Annotated in this window: 25 protein-coding genes and 1 tRNA gene; 13 read left to right on the top strand and 13 right to left on the bottom strand. The window is 63.6% G+C overall.

Features of this window, described 5'->3' with window-relative positions:
- Positions 1–122 precede the first annotated feature (122 nt).
- From OKW43_RS19845 to OKW43_RS19835, 3 genes are all read right to left on the bottom strand, one after another.
- Positions 123–1,385, bottom strand: a complete 1,263-nt coding sequence (locus OKW43_RS19845) for an MFS transporter (RefSeq protein WP_429449265.1) — start codon at positions 1,383–1,385, stop codon at positions 123–125.
- Between the two features lie 163 nt (positions 1,386–1,548).
- Complete coding sequence (locus tag OKW43_RS19840) at positions 1,549–2,745, bottom strand: phytanoyl-CoA dioxygenase family protein (protein WP_429449263.1); 1,197 nt, start codon at positions 2,743–2,745, stop codon at positions 1,549–1,551.
- An 82-nt stretch (positions 2,746–2,827) separates the two neighbouring features.
- Entirely contained in the window at positions 2,828–3,730 is a 903-nt protein-coding gene (locus OKW43_RS19835; protein ID WP_429449261.1) for a class I SAM-dependent methyltransferase, read from the bottom strand.
- A 205-nt stretch (positions 3,731–3,935) separates the two neighbouring features.
- Between OKW43_RS19835 and OKW43_RS19830 the strand changes: the two genes are divergently transcribed.
- From OKW43_RS19830 to OKW43_RS19805, 6 genes are read left to right on the top strand one after another with little or no spacing between them, the layout of a single operon-like run.
- The gene (locus OKW43_RS19830; protein ID WP_429449259.1) at positions 3,936–6,737 is read left to right on the top strand and encodes a monovalent cation/H+ antiporter subunit A; all 2,802 of its coding nucleotides are present in this window, start codon (positions 3,936–3,938) and stop codon (positions 6,735–6,737) included.
- On the top strand, positions 6,737–7,069 hold the full coding sequence (locus OKW43_RS19825) for a Na+/H+ antiporter subunit C (RefSeq protein ID WP_429449257.1): 333 nt from the start codon (positions 6,737–6,739) through the stop codon (positions 7,067–7,069). The genes OKW43_RS19830 and OKW43_RS19825 overlap by 1 nt, the downstream gene beginning before the upstream one ends.
- Positions 7,066–8,856, top strand: coding sequence for a monovalent cation/H+ antiporter subunit D (locus OKW43_RS19820; protein ID WP_429449255.1), 1,791 nt, complete (start codon positions 7,066–7,068; stop codon positions 8,854–8,856). The genes OKW43_RS19825 and OKW43_RS19820 overlap by 4 nt, the downstream gene beginning before the upstream one ends.
- 2 nt (positions 8,857–8,858) lie before the next feature.
- Positions 8,859–9,353, top strand: a complete 495-nt coding sequence (locus OKW43_RS19815; RefSeq protein ID WP_187632915.1) for a Na+/H+ antiporter subunit E — start codon at positions 8,859–8,861, stop codon at positions 9,351–9,353.
- Entirely contained in the window at positions 9,347–9,622 is a 276-nt protein-coding gene (locus OKW43_RS19810) for a K+/H+ antiporter subunit F (protein WP_187632916.1), read from the top strand. Before OKW43_RS19815 ends, OKW43_RS19810 begins: the two co-directional genes overlap by 7 nt.
- 14 nt (positions 9,623–9,636) lie before the next feature.
- Positions 9,637–10,023, top strand: a complete 387-nt coding sequence (locus OKW43_RS19805) for a Na+/H+ antiporter subunit G (protein ID WP_429449252.1) — start codon at positions 9,637–9,639, stop codon at positions 10,021–10,023.
- A gap of 24 nt (positions 10,024–10,047) precedes the next feature.
- Here the strand turns inward: OKW43_RS19805 and OKW43_RS19800 are convergent, their stop codons facing one another.
- The 6 genes from OKW43_RS19800 to OKW43_RS19775 all read right to left on the bottom strand — a co-directional run bounded on the left by OKW43_RS19800 (position 10,048) and on the right by OKW43_RS19775 (position 14,067).
- Positions 10,048–10,314: a hypothetical protein gene (locus tag OKW43_RS19800; RefSeq protein ID WP_429449250.1), complete on the bottom strand. Its 267-nt coding sequence runs from the start codon at positions 10,312–10,314 to the stop codon at positions 10,048–10,050.
- Positions 10,311–10,799, bottom strand: a complete 489-nt coding sequence (locus OKW43_RS19795; protein WP_429449248.1) for a hypothetical protein — start codon at positions 10,797–10,799, stop codon at positions 10,311–10,313. Before OKW43_RS19795 ends, OKW43_RS19800 begins: the two co-directional genes overlap by 4 nt.
- A 79-nt stretch (positions 10,800–10,878) precedes the next feature.
- Positions 10,879–12,144, bottom strand: coding sequence for an IS256 family transposase (locus OKW43_RS19790; RefSeq protein WP_429444807.1), 1,266 nt, complete (start codon positions 12,142–12,144; stop codon positions 10,879–10,881).
- Positions 12,145–12,265: 121 nt separating this feature from the next.
- The gene (locus tag OKW43_RS19785; protein WP_429449246.1) at positions 12,266–12,649 is read right to left on the bottom strand and encodes a hypothetical protein; all 384 of its coding nucleotides are present in this window, start codon (positions 12,647–12,649) and stop codon (positions 12,266–12,268) included.
- Between the two features lie 598 nt (positions 12,650–13,247).
- A complete protein-coding gene (locus OKW43_RS19780) occupies positions 13,248–13,691 on the bottom strand; it encodes a DUF4279 domain-containing protein (RefSeq protein WP_429449243.1) in 444 nt (147 codons plus the stop codon).
- The gene (locus OKW43_RS19775; protein ID WP_429449240.1) at positions 13,675–14,067 is read right to left on the bottom strand and encodes a hypothetical protein; all 393 of its coding nucleotides are present in this window, start codon (positions 14,065–14,067) and stop codon (positions 13,675–13,677) included. The genes OKW43_RS19780 and OKW43_RS19775 overlap by 17 nt, the downstream gene beginning before the upstream one ends.
- Before the next feature lie 36 nt (positions 14,068–14,103).
- Between OKW43_RS19775 and OKW43_RS19770 the strand changes: the two genes are divergently transcribed.
- A complete protein-coding gene (locus OKW43_RS19770) occupies positions 14,104–14,505 on the top strand; it encodes a hypothetical protein (RefSeq protein ID WP_429449238.1) in 402 nt (133 codons plus the stop codon).
- A gap of 132 nt (positions 14,506–14,637) precedes the next feature.
- Here OKW43_RS19770 and OKW43_RS19765 read toward each other — a convergent pair.
- The 4 genes from OKW43_RS19765 to acs form a co-directional block, all read right to left on the bottom strand.
- A tRNA-Ser gene (locus OKW43_RS19765) sits at positions 14,638–14,728 on the bottom strand.
- A 70-nt stretch (positions 14,729–14,798) separates the two neighbouring features.
- Entirely contained in the window at positions 14,799–16,868 is a 2,070-nt protein-coding gene (locus OKW43_RS19760) for a sodium:solute symporter family protein (RefSeq protein WP_429449236.1), read from the bottom strand.
- Positions 16,822–17,226, bottom strand: a complete 405-nt coding sequence (locus OKW43_RS19755; protein ID WP_187639458.1) for a DUF4212 domain-containing protein — start codon at positions 17,224–17,226, stop codon at positions 16,822–16,824. Before OKW43_RS19755 ends, OKW43_RS19760 begins: the two co-directional genes overlap by 47 nt.
- A 156-nt stretch (positions 17,227–17,382) precedes the next feature.
- Positions 17,383–19,365, bottom strand: coding sequence for an acetate--CoA ligase (acs, locus tag OKW43_RS19750; RefSeq protein ID WP_429449234.1), 1,983 nt, complete (start codon positions 19,363–19,365; stop codon positions 17,383–17,385).
- 410 nt (positions 19,366–19,775) lie between these two features.
- Between acs and OKW43_RS19745 the strand changes: the two genes are divergently transcribed.
- From OKW43_RS19745 to OKW43_RS19720, 6 genes are all read left to right on the top strand, one after another.
- The gene (locus OKW43_RS19745) at positions 19,776–20,678 is read left to right on the top strand and encodes a DMT family transporter (RefSeq protein ID WP_187639456.1); all 903 of its coding nucleotides are present in this window, start codon (positions 19,776–19,778) and stop codon (positions 20,676–20,678) included.
- 208 nt (positions 20,679–20,886) lie between these two features.
- Positions 20,887–21,453, top strand: coding sequence for a TIGR00645 family protein (locus tag OKW43_RS19740; protein ID WP_429449232.1), 567 nt, complete (start codon positions 20,887–20,889; stop codon positions 21,451–21,453).
- Between the two features lie 48 nt (positions 21,454–21,501).
- On the top strand, positions 21,502–23,025 hold the full coding sequence (locus OKW43_RS19735; protein WP_429449230.1) for a fumarate hydratase: 1,524 nt from the start codon (positions 21,502–21,504) through the stop codon (positions 23,023–23,025).
- A 198-nt stretch (positions 23,026–23,223) separates the two neighbouring features.
- The gene (gene bfr / locus OKW43_RS19730) at positions 23,224–23,703 is read left to right on the top strand and encodes a bacterioferritin (protein ID WP_429449228.1); all 480 of its coding nucleotides are present in this window, start codon (positions 23,224–23,226) and stop codon (positions 23,701–23,703) included.
- A 154-nt stretch (positions 23,704–23,857) separates the two neighbouring features.
- Positions 23,858–24,751 carry a glutamate racemase gene (gene murI / locus OKW43_RS19725; RefSeq protein ID WP_429449226.1) on the top strand — a complete coding sequence of 298 codons (894 nt, stop codon included), beginning with the start codon at positions 23,858–23,860 and terminating at the stop codon, positions 24,749–24,751.
- A 173-nt stretch (positions 24,752–24,924) separates the two neighbouring features.
- On the top strand, positions 24,925–25,179 hold the full coding sequence (locus OKW43_RS19720) for a (2Fe-2S)-binding protein (protein ID WP_187638914.1): 255 nt from the start codon (positions 24,925–24,927) through the stop codon (positions 25,177–25,179).
- The last annotated feature ends 196 nt before the right edge of the window (positions 25,180–25,375 follow it).

Here is a 25,375-nt window from a genome sequence, read left to right as displayed (position 1 = left end):
CCTGCGGTGCCGAGCAGCGCGTCGGCTCGCGGCCGCCGCGGCGGGGTGCAGTTCGGACTGGCTCATGCGGTTCGTCTCCTCGTCGGCTGATTAATCGGGCGATGGCGCCCGGGGCCTGGCGATCACGCGCTCGCCGCGAGCGCCTCTTCGCGCTCGAGTGTGCGCGTGTGCCGCAGTTCGGGAAACAAACGCATCCACAACAGCGCGATCGCGATCGTCGCGACACCGCCGACCAGCACCGCCGGCTGCGCGCCCCACCATCCGGCGGTCAGGCCCGATTCGAACTCGCCCAATTGATTCGACGTCCCAATGAACAACGAATTGACCGCGCTGACGCGGCCGAGCATGTCATCGGGCGTGCGCAGTTGCACGAGCGACAGCCGCACCACCACGCTGATCGTGTCCGACGCGCCGAGCACCATCAGCGCGAGCAGCGACACGAGGAACTGATGCGACAGCCCGAACGCGAGCGTCGCGATGCCGAACGCGATCACGCCGCCGAACATCGCCGCGCCGGGCCGGTTGCGCAACGGGAAATGCGCGAGCCAGATCGTGCCCGCGAGCGCGCCGATCGCCGTGCCCGAGCGCAATAGGCCGAGACCGATCGGGCCCGCATGCAGCACGTCGCGCGCGAAGATCGGCAGCAACGCGGTCGCGCCGCCGAACAGTACCGCGAACAGATCGAGCGACAGCGCGCCGAGAATCACCGGCTCGCGACGAATGAACGCGATGCCCGAAAAGATCGATTCGAGCGTGACGGGCGCGCGGCTCGCCGGCTTCATCTGCAACGGAATGCTCCACACCGATGCCGCCGCGGCCGCGAACGACAGCGTGCACGCGAGATACGCGGCACCGGGGCCGATGCCGTGCAGCAGACCACCGAGCGCGGGACCGGCGATCTGCGCGGTCTGATTCGCCGAGGTGGCCCACGCGGTCGCCTTCGGCAGATAGCCGCGCGGCACGACGGCAGGCAGCAGCGACGACACGGCCGGCGATTCGAACGCGCGCGACGCGCCGACGCAGGCAGCCAGCACGTAGATGACCGGCGCGCTGATCCAGCCGCCGAAGGTGCCGATCGCGAACAGCAATGCAGCGACGCTTTCGAGGCTCTGGCAGACGGCGGCGATGCGGCGGCGATCGTAACGATCGGCGACATGGCCGACGACGAGCGTCAGCAGGAACATCGGCAGGAACTGCGCGAGACCGACGAGGCCAAGTGCGAACGCGCTATGCGTGAGCGCGTAGACATGCCAGCCCATCGCGACCGCGAGCATCTGGAACGACAGCGACGACAGGATGCGGGTGCACCAGAAACGCTGGAACGGCGGGTGTTTCGGCAGGCTGAAGTTCGGTGAATCGGCGGGATCGGCGGAGGCTGGCGGCATCGGTTGTTGTTCTTGACGTAGCGCATCGGGGCGTCGGTTGGGCGGGCGCTAGTTTAGAGCAAGATCGGCGGGCCCGCAGAACGGGGGCTGGCGCGGCCGGCGTGATCGCCGTTCGTCTTTGCCGAAGCAGGGCGCGCTCGCCTGCCTCGGCGCCATGCGTGACTCAGGGCCGCAGCGGCCGGCCCTCCGCGCGGCCGAAGTCGACGAAGTGATCGACCGCGTCGACAGCCGCCGCGGCGACGTCGGGATTCGCTTCGAGGTAAAGCTTCGGATCGAAACCGTCAGGCAGTTGGGCGAGCCGCGCCTTGCGTTGTAACGACGCGGCGCGGCTCAACGGGCGGCCTTCGAATCGACCGTAGTAGATGTAGTGCTGCAGCGCATTGCCGCCGCTCGCCGCCACGTCCGGATTGGCGTCGAGGTACGCATCGCCGTCGAAGTCGACGATTGGCGTGAGGCTCGACGGCATGCCGGTCAGGTCGTGATAGCACAGGCAACCGTCCGCGAAGAAATGACAGACCAGTGCCTTGCGACTCACGTGCCCGGGATCGCGCATCTTGCTGCCGCCGTGCAGCAGGTTCGCATGCCACAACAGCACATCGCCCTTCTTCGGGTAGAAATACTGTGGGCCCGATGAACGTTCAGCGATGAGCTTCTGAATCGCGGGTTCGTAGATGTCGTGATAAGCGGAATAACCGCAACCGAACGGCATGCCCAATTCCGTCGACATCAGATACGGCAGCTTGTGCGTGCCGGGGTGATAAACGAGCGGTCCCGAGTCCGGATGAATATCCTCGAAGGCGATCCAGTTCGCGACGAGATACCCGTTCGGATAGGTCGACATGTGAATCGAATCGGAATGCTCGAGTTGCTCGCTGCTCTTGTGACCGCCGATCGTCTGGAACGGCGCCGATTTCGCGCCCAGCAGCAGACTGACGATCTCGTTCATGCGCGCGTCGAACAGCATCTCGCGAACAGCCGGCACGTGGAAATGCGGATTCAGCGTGCGCCCTGGCAAGGTATCACCTTCAAAAAGCGGCTCGTGCGGCGGGCGCAGCGTGCCGTCGGCAATCGCGTTTTCGTACGCTTGCCACGTCGCATCGAGCTGTTCGCCCTTGAAGAAACCTTCAATGATCAGGTAGCCGTCGCTCTCCCATTTTCGGCACCACCCGGCTTGCTGCTCGTTGATGACTCCGTGGGACAACAGCTCCGCGACGCGCTCCAGCGCATCGGGTCGATCCAGCCAGGGAACCGGGCCCGCCGCGGGAAATTTTTCGAATTTGAAGACCTGCGTCTGACTGTCGATCGGAACGTCCGCGACTACGGGCTTATCGAAGAAGCGCTGATTCTCTGAAGTATCCATTTTTTACGGGAAGCTTTCCGGGTTCGCGTTTTGGGGTTTTTTGGTAACTGGGTTGAACAGGACGCAGGCTCCGCGGTGTCGATCATCCGAACGTGCGCCCTTCCGCGCGGCCAAAGCGGATGTAGTGTTCCGCGCCAGAGCCGATGTGCTTTTGCGCAACGGCTTGCGCTACATCGGCGTTGCGCTGAAGATATTGCGCCTCATCGAAATGCGGAATGTGAGCAGCATAAAGAAGAATCGACGGGCCGGCCGGATGGTGTTCGCGATCGTCCAGTCCGACAATCACCGTCATTCCGAGTGCGTCGAGCACGGCCATCAGGCTCTCGCGGCTCAACCAGTTGGCTTGCGGCGCAGTCCCGCCGATGAATTTCGCGTGGTTGATGCTGTCGAGATATCGGTATCGATGGATGTGAACTTCGCGTCCGCGAAACTCGGAGATGGTCGGCGTGGGATCGACGTGGCTCTGCATGTTCGTATTGGTGCGCGCGACCTCGGCATCGTAATAGTGCGTCCAGATGCAAATCGAGTCGGACGCATGCGCCATGTTTTCCAGTAGTGATACCGGATCGATCATGTGATAGAGCACGCCGCTTGCAAGAATCAGATCGAATCGCTGATCGCGCTTTTTGAGCAATTCCCTGAAATCGCCGTACATGAATTCGGCATTGAACTTCAACGCATTCTGCACGAGCAGGCATTTCAGAAAGGATTTTGAATTGGCCTCGATAGCCAGGACACGTGAAGCGCCGGCTTTGGCCATCATGAACGTATGGCCGCCTTCCATGGGGCCAAGTTCGAGCACGCTTTTTCCGGAGAATCCGCCGCACACTGTCTCGAACCAGTGCAGACGCCCGTCGTCGAAGTGGGGCGCCATGCCTAAACCGTAACCTGGCACGTCCGACACCCATGTGCCATTGAAAAGATTGAAAGCCAGGGCGTGGCCTGGTTCGTCGGTGGCGTACAGATCCAGTTCAGTTCCTTTCAATTTGGCGCCTCGATCAGTCGTCAAGTTCGCCGATTATGGCACGATCGAAACTACGCCGAACATCTCAGTTGCGGTGGCGTTCAAAGGCCGATTTTTGCGGCTATGATTGTGTGCCTTGGGCAGCCACCCGGCAGGCGGGACTCCCGCCTGCCCCGCCGGGCCGCCACACCGTATGACACGCACCGGAACTCCCGGAGGGCATCCAATGGTACTGGGGTGGCTCGTCGTACTTCCATTCATCGCAGCGGCGCTGATTGCGCTCACGAGGCAGCGTGCTGGCGCGCTGTGCACGTGGATCGCGTTCGCGGCGGCGCTGTTCGGCTGCGGGCTGCTGCTGAGCGAGCGCGTGGGCATGGCCGATCACGAGGTGATGCAATGGCGCCACGAGTGGGTGCCCGACATCGGCCTCGCGCTGTCGCTGCGCCTCGATGGCCTGTCGTTTATGTTCGCGCTGCTGGTGCTCGCGATCGGCCTGCTCGTCTTCATCTACGCGCGCTACTACCTCGCCGGCAGCGATGCGTTGCCGCGTCTGTACCTGCTGCTGCTGCTCTTCATGGGCGCGATGCTCGGCATCGTGCTGTCGAACAACCTGCTGCTGCTCGTGATCTTCTGGGAGCTCACGAGCCTCGTGTCGTTCCTGCTGATCGGCTTCTGGCCATCGCGGCCCGATGCAAGGCGCGGCGCGCGCATGGCGCTCACCATCACCGGCGCGGGCGGTCTCGCGCTGCTCGCGGCCGTGCTGCTGCTCGGCCGCGTATGCGGCAGCTACGAGTTGAACGACGTGCTCGCCCAGGTGGATAAGGTGCAGCACGATCCGCTCTACCCGGCCATCCTGCTGCTCACGCTATTCGCGGCGTTCACGAAGTCGGCGCAGTTTCCTTTCCACTTCTGGCTGCCGCACGCGATGTCGGCACCCACGCCCGTGTCGGCCTATCTGCATTCGGCGACGATGGTGAAGGCCGGCGTGTTCCTGCTCGCGCGTCTCTATCCGGTCTTCGAAGGGACTCACCTGTGGGCGTACACGGCTACGCTCGCCGGGCTCGTCACGCTCGTGGGCGGCGCGGGGATGGCGCTATTGCAGCGCGATCTGAAGGGCCTGCTCGCGTATTCGACCATCAGCCATCTCGGCCTGATCGTGCTGCTGTTCGGCCTCGACACGCAGCTCTCGACCGTCGCCGCGCTCTTTCACACGGTGAACCACGCCGTGTTCAAGGCGTCGCTCTTCATGGCGGCCGGCATCGTCGATCACGAAACCGGCACGCGCGATCTCGGCCGTCTGCGCGGCCTGCGCAGGTACATGCCGTATACCGCCGTGCTCGCGTGCGTGGCGTCGCTGTCGATGGCCGGCGTGCCGCTGCTCAACGGCTTTCTCTCCAAGGAAATGTTCTTCGGCGAAACCCTCGCGCAAAGCATGTTCGGGCCGCTGAACCTCGCCATACCGGTCATCGCGATCGTGGCGGCGGCGCTCTCCGTCGCGTACTCGCTGCGCTTCGTCTGGGGTGTGTTCTTCGACGGCGAGACGCCGCGCGATCTGCCGCACTATCCGCCGCATGAGCCGCCGCGCTTCATGAGGCTGCCGGTCGAGATTCTGGTGGCGCTGTGCCTGCTGATCGGCCTGTTCCCGCAGCAAAGCATCGGCAGGCTGCTCGAGTCGGCGGCGTGGTTCGCGCTCGGCGGCAAGCTGCCCGACTACAGCCTGAGCCTGTGGCACGGCATCAACACGCCGCTCGTGATGAGCGTGGTGTCGTTCGCCGCGGGCGCGACCCTCTTTGTCCTGCGCCGCAATGCGTTCCGCCACCATCGCACAATGCTCACCGAGTTGAACGCGAGCGACATCTTCGAGCGCGTCGTGCAGCGTCTCGAACATAGCGCCGGCGTGATCGTGCGCGTGTTCGAGACGCGCTCGTTGCCGGCCTACCTCGCCTGGATGATCGCGGCGATGCTGATCGTGCCGGGCGTGTCGCTCGTCGCGCTCGATGCCTGGAGCGGCAACCACACGCGCCTGCCGCCCGATCCGGTGACGCTTGGCGGGCTCGCGCTGATGGCGCTGCTCGCGCTCGGCGTGGTGCTCGTGCGGGCGCGCACGTTGTACGCGCTCATCATGCTGAGCACCTGCGGTCTGCTGGTGTCGCTCGCCTTCGTGCGCTTCTCCGCGCCCGATCTCGCGCTCACGCAGGTCTCCGTCGAAGTCGTCACGATCCTGCTGCTCGTGCTCGCCGTCTATTTCCTGCCCGCGCTGCAAAGCGCCGTCGCGCCGCTCCCCGTGCGGCTGCGCAACGGTGCGCTCGCGCTGGCGGGCGGCCTGCTGCTCGCCGGTGTGACGTACCGGATCATGACGAGCGCGCCCGTGCCGGGCATCGCACCGTACTTCCTCGCCCACGCGCTGCCCGGCAGCGGCGGCCACAACGTCGTCAACGTGATCCTCGTGGACTTCCGCGGCTTCGACACGATGGTCGAAATCAGCGTGCTGGTGGTGGCTGGGCTCGCCGTCAAGGCGCTGCTGCGCGGGCTGCGCATGAAGTCGCCCGATGCGGGGCCGGACGGTCTGCCGTGGTCGTCGCAATCGCATCCGCTGATGCTCGCGATCCTCGCGCGGCTGATGCTGCCGCTCACGGTGCTCGTCGCCGTATTCGTGTTCCTGCGCGGCCACAACCTGCCCGGCGGCGGCTTCATCGCGTCGCTGATCATTTCGATCGCGCTATTGCTGCAGTATGTCGCGAGCGGCGTGCTGTGGACCGAGTCGCGCATCCACCTGAACTACCGCGCGTTCGCGGGCCTCGGCATTCTGATCGCGGCGGCCACGGGGCTCGGCAGTCTCGCGTTCGGCCAGCCATTTTTGACCAGTGCGTTCGGCCACCTGCACGTGCCGCTGATCGGAGAAATCGAACTGTCCACCGCGATGCTGTTCGATCTCGGCGTGATGGGCGCGGTGGTGGGCACGACGCTCACGATCGTCTCGCACCTCGGCGTGCGCGACAAGGACATGCAATCCGTGGAGAAAAGCTGATGGAAACCGCCTTTGCCATTGCAATCGGCGTGCTTTGCGCCTGCGGCATCTACCTGCTGCTGTGTGCGCGCGTGTTGCCCGTGATTCTCGGCATCACGCTGTTCTCGTATGCGATCAACCTGTTCCTGCTCGGCATGGGCCGGCTCGCGATCGGCAAACCGGCGGTCATCGCGGCGGGGGCGCAATACGCCGATCCGGTGCCGCAGGCGCTCGTACTGACGGCCATCGTGATCGGCTTCGCGATGACGGCCTTCACCGTGGTGCTCGCGCTGCGCTCGTATTCGATCACCGGCAACGATCACGTCAATGGCGAGGAGACGCGCGGCGAATGAACCACGTTCTGCTGCTCCCGATCCTGATTCCGCTTTTTTGCGCGGGGCTCATCGTCGCGCTGCCGTTGCGAGCGAAACGACTGCAACGCGCGCTGAACGTGGCCGCCATCGTTGCGCTGCTGCCCATCGCGTGCCAGTTGATGGCGCGTGCGGCGCAAGGCGACGTCGTCAGCTACGCGCTCGGCGCATGGCCCGCGCCGTTCGGCATCGTGCTGCAACTCGACCGGCTCGGCGCGCTGATGCTGGTGCTCACCGCCGTGCTCGCGATCTGCTGCCTGCTCGGCACTTCGAGCGATGACGCGAGGCGCGGCCGCTATTTCCGCGCGCTGTTCCAGTTCCAACTGATGGGCCTGAACGGCGCGTTTCTCGCGGGCGACCTCTTCAATCTGTTCGTGTTCTTCGAGCTGCTGTTGATCGCGTCGTACGCGCTGCTGCTGCATGGCGGCGGTGCGCGACGCGTGCGCAACGGGCTGCACTATCTGTTGATGAACCTCGTCGGCTCGTCATTCTTCCTGATTGCGATCGGCGTGCTCTACGGCATCACCGGCACGCTCAATATGGCCGACATGGGCGAACGTGTTGCGCGTCTCGGCCCGGAGTCGCTGCCGCTCGCGCAGTTCGCGGGCGCGACGCTGATGCTCGTGTTCGGCCTCAAGGCCGCCGTGTTTCCGATGTCGTTCTGGCTGCCGCAGGCATACCGCAGCGCGATCGGCCCGGTGGCCGCGCTGTTCGCGGTCATGACCAAGGTCGGCATCTATGCGATGTTGCGCTGCGACGCCCTCGTGTTCGGCGCGGCGGGCGGCGTGCTCGATGCCTTCATGCATCAGTGGGCGTGGTGGCTTGCGATCGCGACGATCGCGTTCGGCGCGCTAGGCGCGCTGGCGGTGTCAAGTTTGAAGACGACGACGGGCTATCTCGTGCTGGTCTCGGTGGGACTGCTGATCGCGGCGGTCGCGCAACAGACGCCGCTTGCATGGAGCGCGCTGCTTTACTACCTGATCAGCACGACGCTGTGCACAGGCGCGCTGTTCCTGCTGGCGGACACGCTCGAACCCGAGCAAGCCTCGACGCCGCCCGCCGCCCACGCCGCCCGCGCCACTGTTTCCGCCGATGCCAATGCGATCGAGCCAGGCTCGCTCGAAGCGCTCGACGACGCGTCCGGGGCGGCCATCTCGCCCGTCCCGGACGGCGAGGCGCTGGCGACGCTTGCACGCGTGCAACCGCTGCAGGCCGAGACGGCCGGCGCGCTCGCCGTGCTTGCCGTGGAATCCGCTCACGCCGAGACCGAAGCTACTGTTGAAGCGTCCGCGCGGACGCATGCACCGTGGCCGTCGAACCTCGCCGCGCTGCTCTATCTGATCGCCGCGGTGGGCGCCGCGGGCTTGCCGCCGCTTTCAGGCTTCCTCGGCAAGGCAATGGTGCTGGCCGCAACACCGACCGGCGCGGCCGCCGTGCTGTGGCCGACCGTCCTGCTGTCGAGCCTGCTGTCGATCGTCGCGCTGAGCCGCACGGGCACGCGCCTGATGTGGGCCGCGCCGGCCGCGCGCGCGGCCGCCGGCCGGCAGGAGCGCGCACCGCGCGGCAGCAACGCGAAGCTCGCGGCTTGCGCGCTGCTGCTCGGCTGCGTCGCGGCTATCACGCTCGGCGCGGGCGCGGTGCGGCACTATCTGACCGATACGGCGGCGCAACTCTTCGATCGCGCCGCTTACGTGCGCGCGATCCTGCCCGCGGCGGGCGCCGCGCCGACGGCGCAGGCTACACCGGCCGACCGCGCCAACGGGAGCTGACGATGTTGAAAAGGCTCTTCCCCCACCCTTGGCTCACCGTCGTGCTGATCATGTGCTGGGTGCTGTTGATGAACGACGTTTCGCCGGGCAATCTGCTGCTCGGCACCGTGCTCGGCGGCGTGATCTCTTTTAGCGTCGCCGAAGGCTTGTGGCTGCGGCCGGTGCGCGTGGGTCGGCCGTGGCTGCTCGCGCGTCTCGCCTGGCATGTGTTCATCGACATCATCGTGGCCAACCTCGAGGTCGCGCTGCTCGTGCTCGGCCCGACGAAACGGCTGCGTCCCGCGTTCATCGAAGTGCCGCTCGACAGCACCCACGAGATCGCGCTCACGATACTGATCAGCGTGGTCTCGCTGAGCCCCGGCACACTGTGTGCCGAACTCAGCGACGACCGCACTCGCCTCGCCGTTCACGTGCTCGATCTCGACGACGAAGCAGCGCTCATCGCGCTCATCAAGTCCCGTTATGAAGCCCCTTTGATGGAGATCTTCGCATGCTAGCCATCGTGCTTCCGATCTCGCTCGCGATCCTCGGCATCGCGTTTCTGCTCACGCTTTGGCGCCTCGTGCGCGGTCCGTCGCTGCCCGATCGCATCGTCGCGCTCGACACGCTCAACATCAATGCGATCGCATTGATCGTCGTGTATGGCATCAGCCTGCGCTCGACTGTCCTCTTCGAGGTGGCGCTGCTGATCGCGGTGATGGGTTTCGTGGGCACGGTCGCGCTGACCAAGTACTTGCAGCGCGGCGACATCATCGAACTCAACTAGCGCGAGGCCTGCCGATGCAAACCGTTATCGAAGCGATCGTATGTGTGCTGTTGCTCGTCGGCAGTCTGTTTACGCTGGTCGGGGCGGTCGGGCTCGCACGGCTGCCTGACTTCTTTATGCGGCTGCACGGGCCGACTAAATCGACCACACTGGGGGTTGGCGGCATCGTGCTTGCATCGGTGGTGTATTTCAGCGCGCACGACAATTTTGCGAGTCTGCATGAGTTGCTGATTCCGGCGTTTTTGTTTCTTACGGCGCCGATTAGCGCTCATATGCTGGCGAAAGCTGGGATTCAGCAGCAGGTGCCGTTGTCTGGGGCGACGCGGGGGATGCCGCCTGTTACGGGGGCTTGTGCGGAGCGGGGGGATACGGGGGAGGTGGTGGTGAGGGGTGACGGGTAGGCTTGATAGACCTTCGCGCCCTCTCTATCGCGCTGGCGTGACAGAAACGAACTGTTTCAGCTCCGGCTTGTATTCAGCCAGCAGGCTCAGAATTGCCGCGCCGAAACGACGTGCGAACTCGTCGTCAAGCTTGAAATCGAATTCTTCCAGCAGTACGGGAATGTCCAGTTTCCCCTCGCACAATGGACGTATCGCCGCTTCGGCGACAGCATTGCACACCAGCATCTTTTGCTTGGTATCGTAGTGAACGATGATCGAACTGAGGTGCGAGAGTCGGCTTTTACTTTTCAATCGAACGACTCCGGGGCGACGGCCCCACCTTTAATCACAAGATGCGCCGCGTCAACGCCTGGCGCGAAAAATCGCCAGTCTTCGGCTCCTTCGATTCCATCCGGGGTAACGACGAGGCGAAATCCGCGCGACAGCGAAACGATCATGCCCGCGTCATCACTTACTGACACGCTATCCACAGTACATGGTCCGCGCTCTACCAGCAGTCCTCGAAGGTGATCCGCAGTCGCGTATGCCCTTTCGTCGGACCCGCTGAGATCTTCTTGAGTTGCCACAACTTGAGCCGCTTCCTCTAGCCTCCAGGGGCATTGGATATGGAGTGCCCATTCGCCGACATTCTTGATAACGCCGCGAAAGTTGGTGACGGGCCGCAGATCGCCAAACCCCAAAGTCAGCATATCGGCAGCACGGTTCACGCTGCTCAATTGCAGGCCCTGAAGCGCCGATAAACGACGCTCGATTTCTCTCTGTGTATCAATCATCATAAATTCTCCTGTTCTGACCTTGTTAATCACCAGAGCTAACGTCAAGAGTGGTGTATGGGCAACTTGAAGGCAGGCGCTTTCAGGCGGCGAGTTTCTGCTGAACCCGTTGATCGTCTTTCACCTGTTCGCCGTCCTTGAAGGCAATGCCCTCCAGCAGCAGCTTGATCTGTGCAGGGCCGTTGATACGGCGCCAGGTTTTCTCGGCTTCCTCGATCAGCTTGAATGCCAGGCCCAGGAAGGTCGCTCGCGACACGCAGTTGCGCGTACGCGTGGTGCGGTGGCGCACGGTCGCGAACGTCGACTCGATCGCATTTGTCGTGCGCAGATGCTGCCAGTGTTCCGCCGGGTAATCGTAAAAGGCCAACAGGCTTTCCCGGTCCTTCTTCAACGTTTCGGTGGCTTTCGGATACTTCGCCGCGTAGACCGTCACGAAACGATCGAAGGCGGCGTATGCGTCAGCGCGCGTCGCGGCCATCCAGATCGCCTGCAGGTCTGCTTTGGCTTTGCCTTGCTGCGACTTCGGCAGCGCATTGAGCACGTTGCCCATCTTATGGAACCAGCAGCGCTGGCCTCGCGTCGCAGGAAACACTTCTTCCAGCGCGGCCCAGAAGCCCATCGCGCCGTCGCCGATCGCCAGCAGCGGACCAGCCTGCAGGCCTCTCGATTTCAGGTCGAGCAGCAGTTCCTGCCAGGACGCCTTTGACTCCCGGTACCCATCGCCGATCGCCACGCGCTCCTTGCGCCCATCCGGCCTCACGCCGATGATCACCAGCAGGCACTGGCCGTCCGAATTCTCGCTTCGCAGCCCCGTGTGGATCCCGTCGACCCACCAATACACGTAGTGCGATTTCGACAGATCACGTTGGCTCCAGCTGGCATGTTCGTCGGCCCACTGCGCCTTCAGGCGGCTCACCACATTGGCCGACAGACCCTTGGCATCTTCGCCTAGCAGGACGCTCAGAGCCTCGCTCATGTCGCCTGTCGAGATGCCTTTCAGATACAGCCACGGCAGCGCAGCACTCACGCGTGGCGACTTCCTCACATACGGCGGCACAATCGACGAATTGAACTTCACACCAGATCCTGATCGATCGCGAACCTTCGGGACCTTCACGGCAATTGGCCCAGCCGCCGTCAACACTTCGCGCTCAGGCAGATAGCCGTTGCGCACCACGGCGCGCTGGCCGTGCAAGGTCTTGACGTTCTCGAACCGCTCCAGCAGCGCCGCGAGCTCGGCTTCGATCGCCTGCTGGATCACCTGCCGGGCTCCGTGCCGCACCAGTTCGTCCAGACCCAGACCGGCTCCCGATAGACCAACGACTTCTTTTTCCGTAAACTTGTTCATGGTGGATGGTTTGTTGTTTGCTGGTTTCCGACTTCGACAATCAGATTCTCAGCTGAAACCTCCACCGCCTACAATCTCCCGCCTCAACTCCCCCGTACACCACTTCCGACTTTAGCTCTAATCACCACAGATTGAACATATCTTTCGCGCGCTCCATGATTTCATGAAACCCGAGCCCTTGACCGGTGATCTCGTCGTGAAGCTGCCGGGATTGACCGGGCGTTAGCCGCAAAATTCGAGCGATATCATCGGTTTGTTTGTTCTGTGCCTGATTGTTGCGAGGTGTTCCCTGACTACCAGCGATCTGCACGGCGTCCACATCAGGCATGTCTGGCCGATACTCGAATGGCTGCGCATCGCCAAGCAGCGTTGATGCGCCGCTATCGCCAGTCCTGATCGCGCGCGCAGCGTTCAACTGGGTTTGCCAGGTGGCCGGGTCATACTGGACAGACAGCACGGGTTCGCCGTTCGGGCGATTACCGGCCCTCGCTGCGATATCCCTCAACGGCGTGCTGCTGTAGGGTGACGGAAACAGGCTATCGCGAGGGCCTTTAATGGCAAGCACGGCACCCCGGCGAACCTCTTCGAGAAGAGTAAGGATGACCCACCAGCCATCGGTGTCAGGGTTGCGGTCCCGGACGCTATGAAAAAACAGCCAGTTGCGGCCAATGAGATTCCTGACCAGTTTCCGGTCCTCCTCCCACTTCCTGTGATTCAGTTGGCAATGTCAAGAAATTCACGGGTCTCCGCCCTGGCCCTCTGAAGGTCTGCGGCCTTGCCGAGGCACGCCTTGTAGTGCCATTCGTCGCAGATGACATAACAGCCACCCGGTGGCCGCTGGCAGAACAGCTCCACGGAGTGCATCTCAAATACGGACAGGGACATAGGTTTGTCGATGGTCTGTCTGAAGTCGCTGCCGGGGTTGACAGCAGTCAGATAATTACCGTGCGACAGGCAGTCCGTACATGGGCGACCGCCCAAAACCTCGACGGCTTTCGGCGGCAAACGCGCGAGTATGTGCCCGACGATGGGCCAATTGATGGGCCCACAAAAAAGACGACTCGCGAGGGTCGGCCTCTGCGTCTTGGCGGACTCACGACACGCTATCGGTACTCGTCTATCTCGACCGTGCCGCCCATCGCTTCCATCAGGGTGCGGATATCGTCGGGCACATCGGGCACGCGGTCGCCGCTCTCGTTGTACCAGTAACAGAAGAAGCGCATCCGAAGTCCCTTGTCTGCGAGCAGTTGGCCAAGTTCCGCTCTCGGCAGATTCAGGCGCCCAATCAGGTAACGCAAATGCGGCTCAAGTGAATCGCTACGAACTGCGCCCTCACTGCGCACGCCCCAAAGGCCAACGCGGCCCGGCGCGCTGCTCGGTCGCCCAGACGGTGTGGTGAACGGCTGTCCCTTGGTAATCGCTGTATCCGGCTTGATGTCGAAATACGCCGTCCAAAAGGCTGGCTCCAATGAGTCGCCGGATATGTAAAAGGTCGCGTGCGCAAGTTGGTGATCTGCCATTGGAGCGGCCTCAGTTTGCCCAGTCATGAAAATTTCCGATGTGGTTACCATTAAAGTACACGTCGCCGTTGTCATGCCAGATGACGTTATCGGCTGGTCCCAAGCCATTGCCTGGCTTGAACCTGTGCAAGATAGCCCCAAACGTCTTGCGGTCATACCCCAGCATCTTCGCCGCGTAGTTTGGGTTGTTCGTGCTCGCGGCGAGTTCAACGACATCGCCGCTCAACGCATCAGGCACATACTCAAACGGCTGCGCGTCGCCGAGCAGCGTTGATGCGCCTCTATCGCTAGCTCTGGCCGCGCGGCCAGCGTTCAGTTGGGTTTGCCAGGTGGCCGGATCGTACTGCCCAGACAGAATGGGTTCGCCGTTCGGCTGACTGCCGGCCTTCGCTACGGGATTCATTAACGGCGTGCTGCTGTACGGTGACGGAAACAGGCCGTGACGCGGACCTTTAACGGCAAGCAGTTTGCCCCGGCGAACCTCTTCGAGAAGCGCAACGATGACCCACCAGCCATCGGCGTCAGGATCGCGGTCCCGGACCCTATGAAAAAACAGCCAGCTGCGGCCAATGAAATTCCTGACCAGCTTCCGGTCCTCCTCCCACTTCCTGCGATTCAGTGCGGCGATAGCAAGAAATTCCCGCGTCTCCGCCCTGGCCCTCTCAAGGTCTGCGGCCTTGCCGAGGCACGCTTTATAGTGCCGTTCGTCGCAGATGACATAACAGCCACCCGGTGGCGCTGGCAGAACAGCTCTACGGAGTGCATTTCAAGTACGGACAGGGACATAGGTGTGTCGATGGTCTATCTGAAGGCGCTGCCGGGGTTGACAGCAGTCAGATAATTACCGTGCGACAGGCAGTACGTACATGGGCGACAGCCCAAAATCTCCACGGGTCTCGATGAGCCAATTGATGGGCCCAAAAAACAAAAACCCCACAAGTCACTGAACTTGCAGGGTTTTGATGTTTCGTCCTGGCGGAGAGAGGGGGATTCGAACCCCCGATAGGCTATTAACCTATACACGCTTTCCAGGCGTGCGACTTAAACCGCTCATCCATCTCTCCGGCGGGGAGCCGAATTATAGCAAACTTCACGCCCTGCGCCACACCCTGCCCAAAGCCCCGCCCACACCCCCTACGGATGCCGGATATAGTCGACCAACGCGATCGTATAAGCGTCCGCCTTGCGGTCGATCAAGCTCACCCCGATCGCGACAAGAAACCCCGCCGGCACGCCGAACACGCCCGAACTAATCGGCTCGATCCCAAACCAGCGCGCGCCCGTAAACCCCGTCATCTGCGTGAAGAACGGATACGTCGACACGATGTAGTAGATGCACACGACCAGTCCCGCGACCATCCCCGCCACCGCCCCGAGCCGCGTCGTGCGTTTCCAGAACACGCCCAGCACGAGCGCCGGAAACAGACTCGACGCCGCCAGCGAAAACGCCGCCCCGACCAGAAACAGAATATTCCCCGTATTCAACGACGCCACGTACGACGCGAACAGCGCGACCCCTAGCAGCAGAATCTTCGAGATCGTCACGCGCCGCTGGCTCGATGCGTTCGGATCGACCATGTGGTAATACACGTCGTGCGACAACGCGTTCGCGATCGTCAGCAGCAGACCATCCGCGGTCGATAGCGCCGCCGCCAGCGCCCCCGCCGCGATCAAGCCCGACATCACATACGGCAGCCCCGCGATCTCGGGCGCCGCGAGCACGACCATATCGGGCTGCATCTGGATCTCGCTCCAGCGCACGATGCCGTCACCGTTCGCATCGGCGAGGCTGATCAGGCTCGGCTCCACCTTGCGCCATTGCATCAGCCATTGCGGCAGATCGGCAAAATGATGACCGACCAGATTCGACAGAATCTCGTACTTGATCAGCACCGCGAGCACCGGCACCGTCAGATAGAACAGCGCGACGAAAAAGAGCGTCCAGCCGACCGAACGGCGCGCCGACGCCACGGAAGTCGTCGTGTTGTAGCGCGTCAGGATGTGTGGCAGGCTCGCCGTACCAAGCGACAGGCACAGCAGCAGCGACAGAAAGTTACGCGCATGCGTGCTTCGGTCTTCGTCGCCGACTGCGGGAAACGGTTCGTGCATCGGCACCGGCGCGGTCGCGCGCATCAGCATGTCGTCGCGCTGCTGGCTCCAGACGATCTGTGCGGCGGCGGCATCGCGGGGAAACTGTTCGAGCGCGCGCTCGCGCTCCTTGATCTCGCGCAACGGACCGTTATGGCGGCGCAGATCGCCGACCTCCCGCGTGAGCCGATGCTTCTCGTCGACGAACGATTGCGGCAGCGTATCGAGCCGCAGTTGCATCAGCGCGGCGCGGCGTCGATAGTCGTCGCGCACGAGCGCCTCGAGCGGCGCGTCGCGCACCTGCTTCTCGAGCCCTTCCATGCGCTCCATCAAACGTCCGTAGCTGAATTGAGGCACCCAGCCGAGGCCGTCCTTGTGCGCGATCATCGACACCGGTATCAGCATCGCCAGAATCAGGATGATGTATTGCGCGACCTGGGTCCACGTGACGGCGCGCATGCCACCCAGAAACGAGCACACCAGAATGCCCGCGAGCCCGCAGAAAATGCCGACTGCGAAGTCGACGCCGATAAAGCGCGTTGCAATCAGCCCGACGCCCTGGATCTGCGCGACCAGATAGACGAACGAGCACAGGATCGCCGCGAGCGCCGCGAGGCCGCGCACCGCGTTGCTCGAATAGCGCGTGCCGAGAAAATCGGGAATCGTGTAGCGCGCGAGCTTGCGCACATACGGCGCGAGCAGGAACGCGACGAGGCAGTAGCCGCCGGTCCAGCCCATCACGTAGGCGAGGCCGTCGTAGCCGGTCGCGTAGATCGAGCCGGCAAGGCCGATGAACGACGCGGCCGACAGCCAGTCGGCCGCGGTCGCCATGCCGTTGAACGCCGACGGCACGCGCCGCCCCGCCACGTAGTATTCGACCAGATCGGACGTGCGCGACAGCACGCCGATCACCGCATACACCGCGATCGGCACGAACAGGAACACATAGCCGATCCACACCCCGGGACCGGTGCTGCGCTCGATGCGCCACATCACGTACACGAACAGCAGGAAGGCGAGCGTATAGAGCGCGTACGAGCGAATCAGCCGATGCGTGCGCTTCACGGGCTCAGCGTCCGCGCGCGGCCGGCGTGTTGGTGCCGACCTTGACGTCATCGTTCGCGCGGCTCGCGGCATCGCGCTGCGAATCCGCTTCGAACGCCCGCTGCAACTGACGATCGGCACGCTGCATCAGCACGATATAGACGACGATCAACGCGAGGTAGATCAGGATCGCCCCCTGCGCGCCAAAGTAGAACGGCAGACTGAAGCCCCTGACGCGCACCTGCGCTAGCGCGGGTGCCAGCAACGGCACGACGAACGAGACGCAGAAGCCGAGCGTCATCAGCGCCGCGATCAGCGCGAGGTTGAAACGCCAGTACTTGCGATGCGCAAGCGCCATCGCCGCCGAGACCGGTGGCGGTTCGGGCGGGGGGTTCAAGGTGGCGTGGGAGGATAGGTGTGGCGCGGCCATGCGCCTATGTATCAAAAAGGCATCGGCGAGGCAATTGGGATTGTCCGCGCGACGCTGTGATGCAAGGCCGTCGCGCGAACGACGGGTCTGCTCGGCGCGACCGCAAGCATGTCGATCGACACACCGCCGCCGCTCGCGCAGACCCGCTTGCAACGCTTAAATCGACTCGCCGAGCTGGTCGAGAATCGCCGGATTCTCGAGCGTCGACACGTCCTGCGTGATCTTCTCGCCCTTCGCGAGCGAACGCAACAGACGACGCATGATCTTGCCCGAACGCGTCTTCGGCAGGTTCTCGCCGAAGCGGATGTCCTTCGGTTTCGCGATCGGACCGATCTCCTTGCCGACCCAGTTGCGCAGTTCGTTCGCGAGCTTGACGGCCTCATCGCCTTGCGGCCGCGCGCGCTTGAGCACGACGAACGCGCACACCGCCTCGCCGGTCGTCGCATCGGGGCGGCCCACCACGGCCGCTTCCGCGACGAGCGGATTGGCGACCAGCGCCGACTCGATCTCCATCGTGCCGAGACGATGGCCCGACACGTTCAGCACGTCGTCGATGCGGCCCATGATCGTGAAGTAGCCGGTCTCCTTGTCGCGCACCGCGCCGTCGCCGGCGAGGTACAGCTTGCCGCCGAGCTCTTCGGGGAAATAGCTCTTTTTGTAGCGGTCCGGATCGCCCCACACGTTGCGCAGCATCGCGGGCCACGGGCGCTTGATCACCAGAATGCCGCCCTGCCCGTTCGGCACGTCCTGCCCGGTTTCGTCGACGACCGCGGCCATGATGCCCGGCAGCGGCAACGTGCACGAACCCGGCACCAGCGGCGTCGCACCCGGCATCGGCGAGATCATGTGGCCGCCCGTCTCGGTCTGCCACCACGTATCGACGATCGGGCAACGGCCGCCGCCGACGTTCTCGTAGTACCACACCCACGCTTCCGGATTGATCGGCTCACCGACCGTGCCGATGATGCGCAACGTCGACAGGTCGTAGCTCTTCGGATGCACTTTCGGGTCGGCCTCGGACACCTTGATCAGCGAGCGGATCGCGGTAGGCGCCGTATAGAACAGCGTGACCTTGTGCTTCGCTATCATCTGCCAGAAGCGTCCGGCATCCGGATAGGTCGGCACGCCTTCGAACACGACCTGGGTGCCGCCGAGCGTCAGCGGCCCGTACGTGATGTAGCTATGACCGGTGATCCAGCCGATGTCGGCGGTACACCAGAATACGTCGGAGGGACGCCAGTCGAAGGTCCACTTCAGCGTTTGCGCGGCCCACAGCAGATAGCCGCCGGTGCTGTGCTGCACGCCCTTCGGCTTGCCGGTCGAGCCCGACGTATAAAGAATGAAGAGCGGATGCTCGGCGTCGACCCATTCCGGCGCGCACTGGTCCGACTCGGCCTGCATGAGTTCGTGCATCCACAGGTCGCGGCCTGCGTCCCACGCGACCTTGCCGCCGGTGCGCTGGTACACGATCACGCTCCTGACCTTCTCGCAGCCGCCGAGCGCGAGCGCTTCGTCGGCGATGTTCTTCAGCGGCAAGGCCTTGCCGCCGCGCATCTGCTCGTCGGACGTGATCAGCGCGACCGCGCCGACGTCGACGAGCCGCTCGTTGAGCGACTTCGACGAGAAGCCGCCGAACACGACCGAGTGCGTCGCGCCGATACGCGCGCACGCCTGCATCGCGACGATGCCCTCGATCGACATCGGCATGTAGATGACGACCGGATCGCCCTTCTTCACGCCGCGTTTTTTCAGCGCGTTCGCGAAGCGCGATACGCGTTGCAGCAGGTCTTGATAGGTGACGTTGGTGACGGTGCCGTCGTCGGCCTCGAACACGATCGCGACGCGCTCGCCGTTGCCGGCCTCGACATGACGGTCGATGCTGTTGTACGACGCGTTCAGCTGGCCGTCTTCGAACCACGTGTAGAACGGCGCTTTCGATTCGTCGAGCACCTTGGTGAACGGCTTGTGCCAACTCAGCGTCTCGTTCGCGAGACGCCCCCAGAAGCCTTCATAGTCGCGCTCCGCTTCGGCGGCGAGCGCCCGGTACGCGTCCATGCCGGAAATCGTGGCGCCCTTTGCAGTGTCAGCGGAGGGCGGAAAAACGCGGCGTTCCTGAAGAACCGATTCAATCGCAGACATCGACAACCCCTTGGTGAAGATGAAACGTAAAACCTGTACCGGCGCGCGGCGCGCGGCGCGGGCCTTATCCTGTTCGAGCCGCCACGAGCGGCGCTGTCTCCCACCTCGCGGTGCCGTCCCACGCGCGTGCGTGCGGCATCGCAACATCCCTGCATGCAGGCGCCCTGCTCGATCCTATCCCGCGTTAAGGCTTTACCCTATGCGCTGCAACTTACCGGCCACTTACGCGCCTCGCGTTGATCTGCAAGCGAAAACCCTTAGATCGCGGGTTCTACCGGGCGCTATACGCTTAGCACAGCACATTGCGTACCGCTGATGCCAACTCGACGCATCGCCTCGCGCGCGCCGCCTTTACGCTCTCTCGCACGGCCTTTTACAATGCTAACTGAACTAGCCGTCCGGATTCCAGTTTGAATCGCTACGCCCTGCTTCTGATTACCTCGATGCTGCTCGTCGGCAGCAATGTCGGAATCGGTAAATCGATCGTTGCCCTCGTCCCCGTCCCGCTGTTCGCGCTGCTGCGTTTCGTCATCGCGATGGCCGTGCTATGGCCGCTGTTGCGCGTGACCAAACTGCGCCGCGTCAAACGCGATGAATGGATCAATCTGTTTTTACAGGCGCTATTCGGCACCTTCGGCTTCACGCTGCTGATGCTCAATGGCGTCGCGCGTACCAGCGCGGTCGCGGCCGGCGTGATCACGAGCACGATTCCGGCGGTCGTCGCGCTGCTGTCGTGGCTGATCCTGAAGGAGCGGCCGGATGGCCGCGCGCTCGGGTCGATCGCGCTGGCGGTCGTCGGCGTCGTCGTCATCAATGTCGCGCGCGTCGATGCGGGCGCGAATGCAACGGCCGGCACCGGCTCGCTCGCGGGCAACTTCATGGTGCTCGGCGCCGTGTGCTGCGAATCGCTGTACATCATCCTGTCGCGCCGCCTCACGCAAACGCTCGCGCCGATCGACATCTGCGCGTACACCCATCTGTTCGGCCTGCTGCTGATGCTGCCGCTCGGCGCCGGTGCGCTCGCGCATTTCGACTATCGCGCCGTGCCGGCGAGCGTCTGGATGCTGGTGCTGTGGTACGGGCTGTCGGCCAGCATCTTCTCGTTCTGGCTGTGGATGAAGGGCATCCGACACGTGCCCGGCGGTCTCGCCGGCGTGTTCAGCGCGGTGCTGCCGGTCGCCGCGGCGCTCTACGGCATCGTGTTCCTCGGCGAGCGGCCCACGCTCGCGCACGGCATCGCGCTCGCCTGCGTGATCGCCGGTATCGGCCTCGCGAGCCTGAAGGTCCGCCGCGTGCCGCCGATCGCATCGTAATTCTGGTGTAGCGGGCGCGCTGCCCGCCGCACAGCAGCAGATTCAACCGACGCTGTACAATGGCGCGCCTGACGCGAGTCTCGCGCCGCTTCGGTGGCCGCGCCCCGTACCGCCGTCGGCGCCTGGCCCCGTGTTCCGTCACCCGCGCTTCATCTGACCGTTGCCTATGTCCGCTTCGCGACCCGCTTCCTCCCGTCCGCGCCGCCCGATGCGCGCGCTACCCCACCTCGTTTTCATGAGCCGCTGGCTGCTGCCGCTGTATCTCGGGCTGATCGTCGCGCAGGCGGTGTACGTCGTGCTGTTCCTGAAGGAAGTCTGGCATCTGGTCACGGAAGCGATGCGGCTCGACGAAACCAGCATCATGCTCGCCGTGCTGGGACTGATCGACGTGGTGATGATCTCGAATCTGCTGATCATGGTGATCATCGGCGGGTATGAAACGTTCGTGTCGCGGCTCGGCCTCGACGGTCATCCGGACGAGCCGGAATGGCTCGATCACGTGAACGCCGGCGTGCTGAAAGTGAAGCTGTCGATGGCGCTGATCAGCATTTCCTCGATCCATCTGCTGAAGACCTTCATCAGCCCCGACCAGAACACGACGCACACGATCATGTGGCAGGTGATCATCCACGGCGCGTTCCTGGTATCCGCGCTCGTGATGGCGCTCGTCGACCGTCTCTCCACGCACACCCACCCCAAACATGTCGAAGAGCCCGCGGCCTTGCGCGCCGTGGGCGGCATCAAGGTTTCCACTCCCATGAAGGCGCAAGACTGACCGCACCGCGCTGCGATCCGACAACAAGCGCCCCCCACTGAGCTAGCCATGACCGTCATCAAACAGGAAGACCTGATTCAGAGCATCGCTGATTCGCTGCAGCACATCAGCTACTACCATCCGCTCGACTACATCGAAGCGCTCGGCCGCGCGTACGAGCTCGAACAGAGCCCGGCGGCGAAGGACGCGATCGCGCAGATCCTGACCAACAGCCGCATGTGCGCCGAAGGCAAGCGCCCGATCTGCCAGGACACCGGCATCGTCACGGTGTTCGTGAAGGTGGGCATGGACGTGCGTTGGGACGGTGCCACGATGAGCGTCACCGACATGATCAACGAAGGCGTGCGCCGCGGTTACCTGAACCCGGACAACGTGCTGCGCGCATCGATCGTGAGCCCGCCCGAAGGCGCGCGCAAGAACACTAAAGACAACACGCCGGCCGTGATCCACTACGAGATCGTGCCGGGCGACAAGGTCGACGTGCAGGTCGCGGCCAAGGGCGGCGGCTCCGAGAACAAGTCGAAGTTCGCGATGCTGAACCCGTCGGACTCGATCGTCGACTGGATCCTGAAGACCGTGCCGACGATGGGCGCGGGCTGGTGCCCGCCGGGCATGCTCGGCATCGGCATCGGCGGCACCGCTGAAAAAGCGATGGTGATGGCGAAGGAATCGCTGATGGACCCGATCGACATTCAGGACGTGATCGCGCGCGGCCCGCAGGGCTGGATCGAAGAGCTGCGCGTCGAGTTGCACGAGAAGGTCAACGCGCTCGGTATCGGCGCGCAGGGCCTCGGCGGTCTGTCCACGGTGCTCGACGTCAAGATCATGGCCGCGCCGACGCACGCCGCGTCCAAGCCGATCGCGATCATCCCGAACTGCGCGGCGACGCGCCACGCGCACTTCACGCTCGACGGCTCGGGCGTCGCGAAGCTCGAAGCGCCGTCGCTCGACGCATGGCCGAAGGTGCACTGGGAACCGAACACGGAAACCAGCAAACGCATCGACCTCAACACGCTGACGCCGGAACAAGTGGCGGGCTGGAAGCCGGGCCAGACGCTGCTGCTGTCGGGCAAGATGTTGACGGGCCGCGACGCCGCGCACAAGCGCATCGCCGATATGCTCGCGAAGGGCGAGAAGCTGCCGGTCGACTTCACGAACCGCGTGATCTACTACGTCGGCCCGGTCGATCCGGTACGCGACGAAGCGGTCGGACCGGCGGGCCCGACCACCGCGACGCGTATGGACAAGTTCACCGAGACGATGCTCGCGCAAACGGGCCTGATTTCGATGATCGGCAAGGCCGAGCGCGGCCCGGGCGCGATCGAGGCGATCAAGAAGCACAAGGCCGCGTACCTGATGGCCGTCGGCGGCGCCGCGTACCTCGTGTCGAAGGCGATCCGCAGCGCGAAGGTGCTCGCGTTCGAAGACCTCGGCATGGAAGCGATCTACGAGTTCGACGTGCAGGATATGCCGGTCACGGTCGCCGTCGATTCGAACGGCACCTCCGTGCACCAGACCGGCCCGAAGGAATGGCAAGCCAAGATCGGCAAGATTCCGGTCGCCACGGCTTAATGCGTCGCAATTGACGCCACTCAGGTCGGTCGAAAAGCCGGGATCGCCGTCCCGGCTTTTTTATTGCCGCGCATCATGCATACGCAAGACGGCGCGCAAAGCCGCCGCACCGCCAAAACTCTTACCGGATTTCTTGGCTTTTTTGGGCATGGCGTTTATTGTTGTTGGAAATTCAAGGTCCGCGAAAAAGGAAATAACATGCAAGGCGACAAGAAGGTCATCGAATATCTGAACGCGCAGCTCAAGAACGAGCTGACCGCGATCAACCAGTACTTCCTGCATGCGCGGATGTACGGCCACTGGGGCCTCGACAAGCTCGGCAAGCACGAGTACGACGAGTCGATCGGCGAAATGAAGCATGCCGACATGCTGATCGAACGTATTTTCATGCTCGACGGTCTGCCGAACCTGCAGGACCTGCACAAGCTGCTGATCGGTGAGGAAACCAAAGAGATCCTCGAATGCGATCTGAAGCTCGAACAGATTTCGCAAAGCACCTGCAAGGAAGCGATTGCGTACTGCGAATCGGTGCGCGATTTCATCTCGCGCGAAATCTTCACGACGATTCTCGACGACACCGAAGAGCACATCGACTGGCTCGAAACGCAGCTCGATCTGATCGACAAGGTCGGGATCCAGAACTACCAGCAAAGCGGAATGGGCTCGTTCGAGTCCTGATCGAAGCACGCTGAAGCATCCCGCGCGGCAGCGGCGCGATGCCTGCTCAGCAGGCATGCGCGCCGGACCGTACCGCGCGGGCGATATACTCGCACGCGCATCGCCCTGGTTTCACCTTTTGCCGACCGCCACGTCACGCTCGTTTTCTTCGCCTATGCCCGCGCCCTCCCCCTCCCCGTCCCCGACTGTCCGCAGTGTTGCCGCTGGCGCCGCGTCGCAGGCGCCGATCGGTATTTTCGATTCGGGGCTTGGCGGACTGTCGGTGCTGCGCGCGGTGCGCGCGCAGTTGCCTGACGAGGCGATGCTGTATGTCGCCGACTCGCTTTACGCGCCCTACGGCGAGCGCGACGACGACTTCATCACCGACCGAACGCTAGCCATCGGCGCATGGCTCGCCGCTCAAGGCGCGAAGGCACTCGTGGTCGCCTGCAACACGGCGACCGCGCAGTCGATTGCGCTCGTGCGCGAGAAGCTGCCGATTCCGCTCATCGGCGTCGAGCCAGGCGTGAAGCCCGCTGCGCTGCAATCGAAAAGCCGCGTCGCCGGCGTGCTGGCGACCCCGGCGACGCTGCGCAGCGCCCGCTTCCAAGGGCTGCTCGAACGCTACGCCGCCGATTGCCGCTTTCTGTGTCAGCCCGGCCACGGGCTCGTGCAGGCGGTCGAGCGCTGCGACGTCGACTCGGCCGAGCTGCGCGCACTGCTGCGCAGCTACCTCGAACCGATGCTCGATGCGGGCGCCGACACGCTGGTGCTCGGCTGCACCCATTACCCGTTTCTCGATGCGGCGATCCGCGACATCGTCGGCGAGCGGCTGGCGCTGATCGACACAAGCGTGGCGATCGCGCGTCAGCTCGAACGCGTGCTCGAACAGCACGGTCTGCGCGTCGCCACGCCGGCCGCGGCCCCGCCGCTGCCGCGCTTCTACTCCACCGACGACGGCGTCCACCAACAGCAACTGGCCGCCACGCTGCTGCTGATCGAGGCCACGGTCGAGCAGGTGCTGATTTCGTCTCCCCGCACCGCCGCACCGGATTCCCGCGCCGCCTAGAAGCCGCAACCGACGCGCGGCACGCGCCTGCTGGGCGGCCGGGCGTCGCCCTTGCGTCCGCCGAAATCCATTCTAAGGGTCTGGTTTTGTTACAAAAAATCGCACAGGACGCTTGCCAAACGAACCAAACATAATGATAATAATTCGCATTAACGTTAGCTATGACGCCTGCCATGATCGTCTGTGTCTGCAAATCCGTTTCCGACCGCACAATCCGCTCCTCGATTGCGGACGGCATCGACTCGTTCGACGAGTTGCAATTTGAACTCGGCGTCGCCTCGTGCTGCGGCAAGTGCGAGCAATCCGTGCGCGACGTGATGCTGCAAAGCGGCGTCTGCGCGAGCCGTTGCGGCGTAGTCGAGCCTCAGCAGGTGCAGAGCGTCGCACAGGTCGTGCAAGTCACGTTCTACGAGCGCAAGGCAGCCTGAGTTCAATTAACGGGGTGCGGCGTGAGCCGTGCCCAGTGCGTCCTGAAGCTCCTGTGCATCACCTACATTTAATGTCGCGCTTAATGCGACATTGAATGCGCCGCATGTCTGCAAGACAACCGCAGTACGGTCCGCCGTACTGCGTATTCCACTGCCGTCAGCAAGCCAGTATTCGTTCCAGCCAGCTACCCGCTCA

This window comes from Paraburkholderia sp. WC7.3g (genome assembly GCF_050436345.1).
GTDB lineage: Bacteria > Pseudomonadota > Gammaproteobacteria > Burkholderiales > Burkholderiaceae > Paraburkholderia > Paraburkholderia podalyriae.
This window is presented reverse-complemented; position numbering and strand designations above follow the sequence as displayed.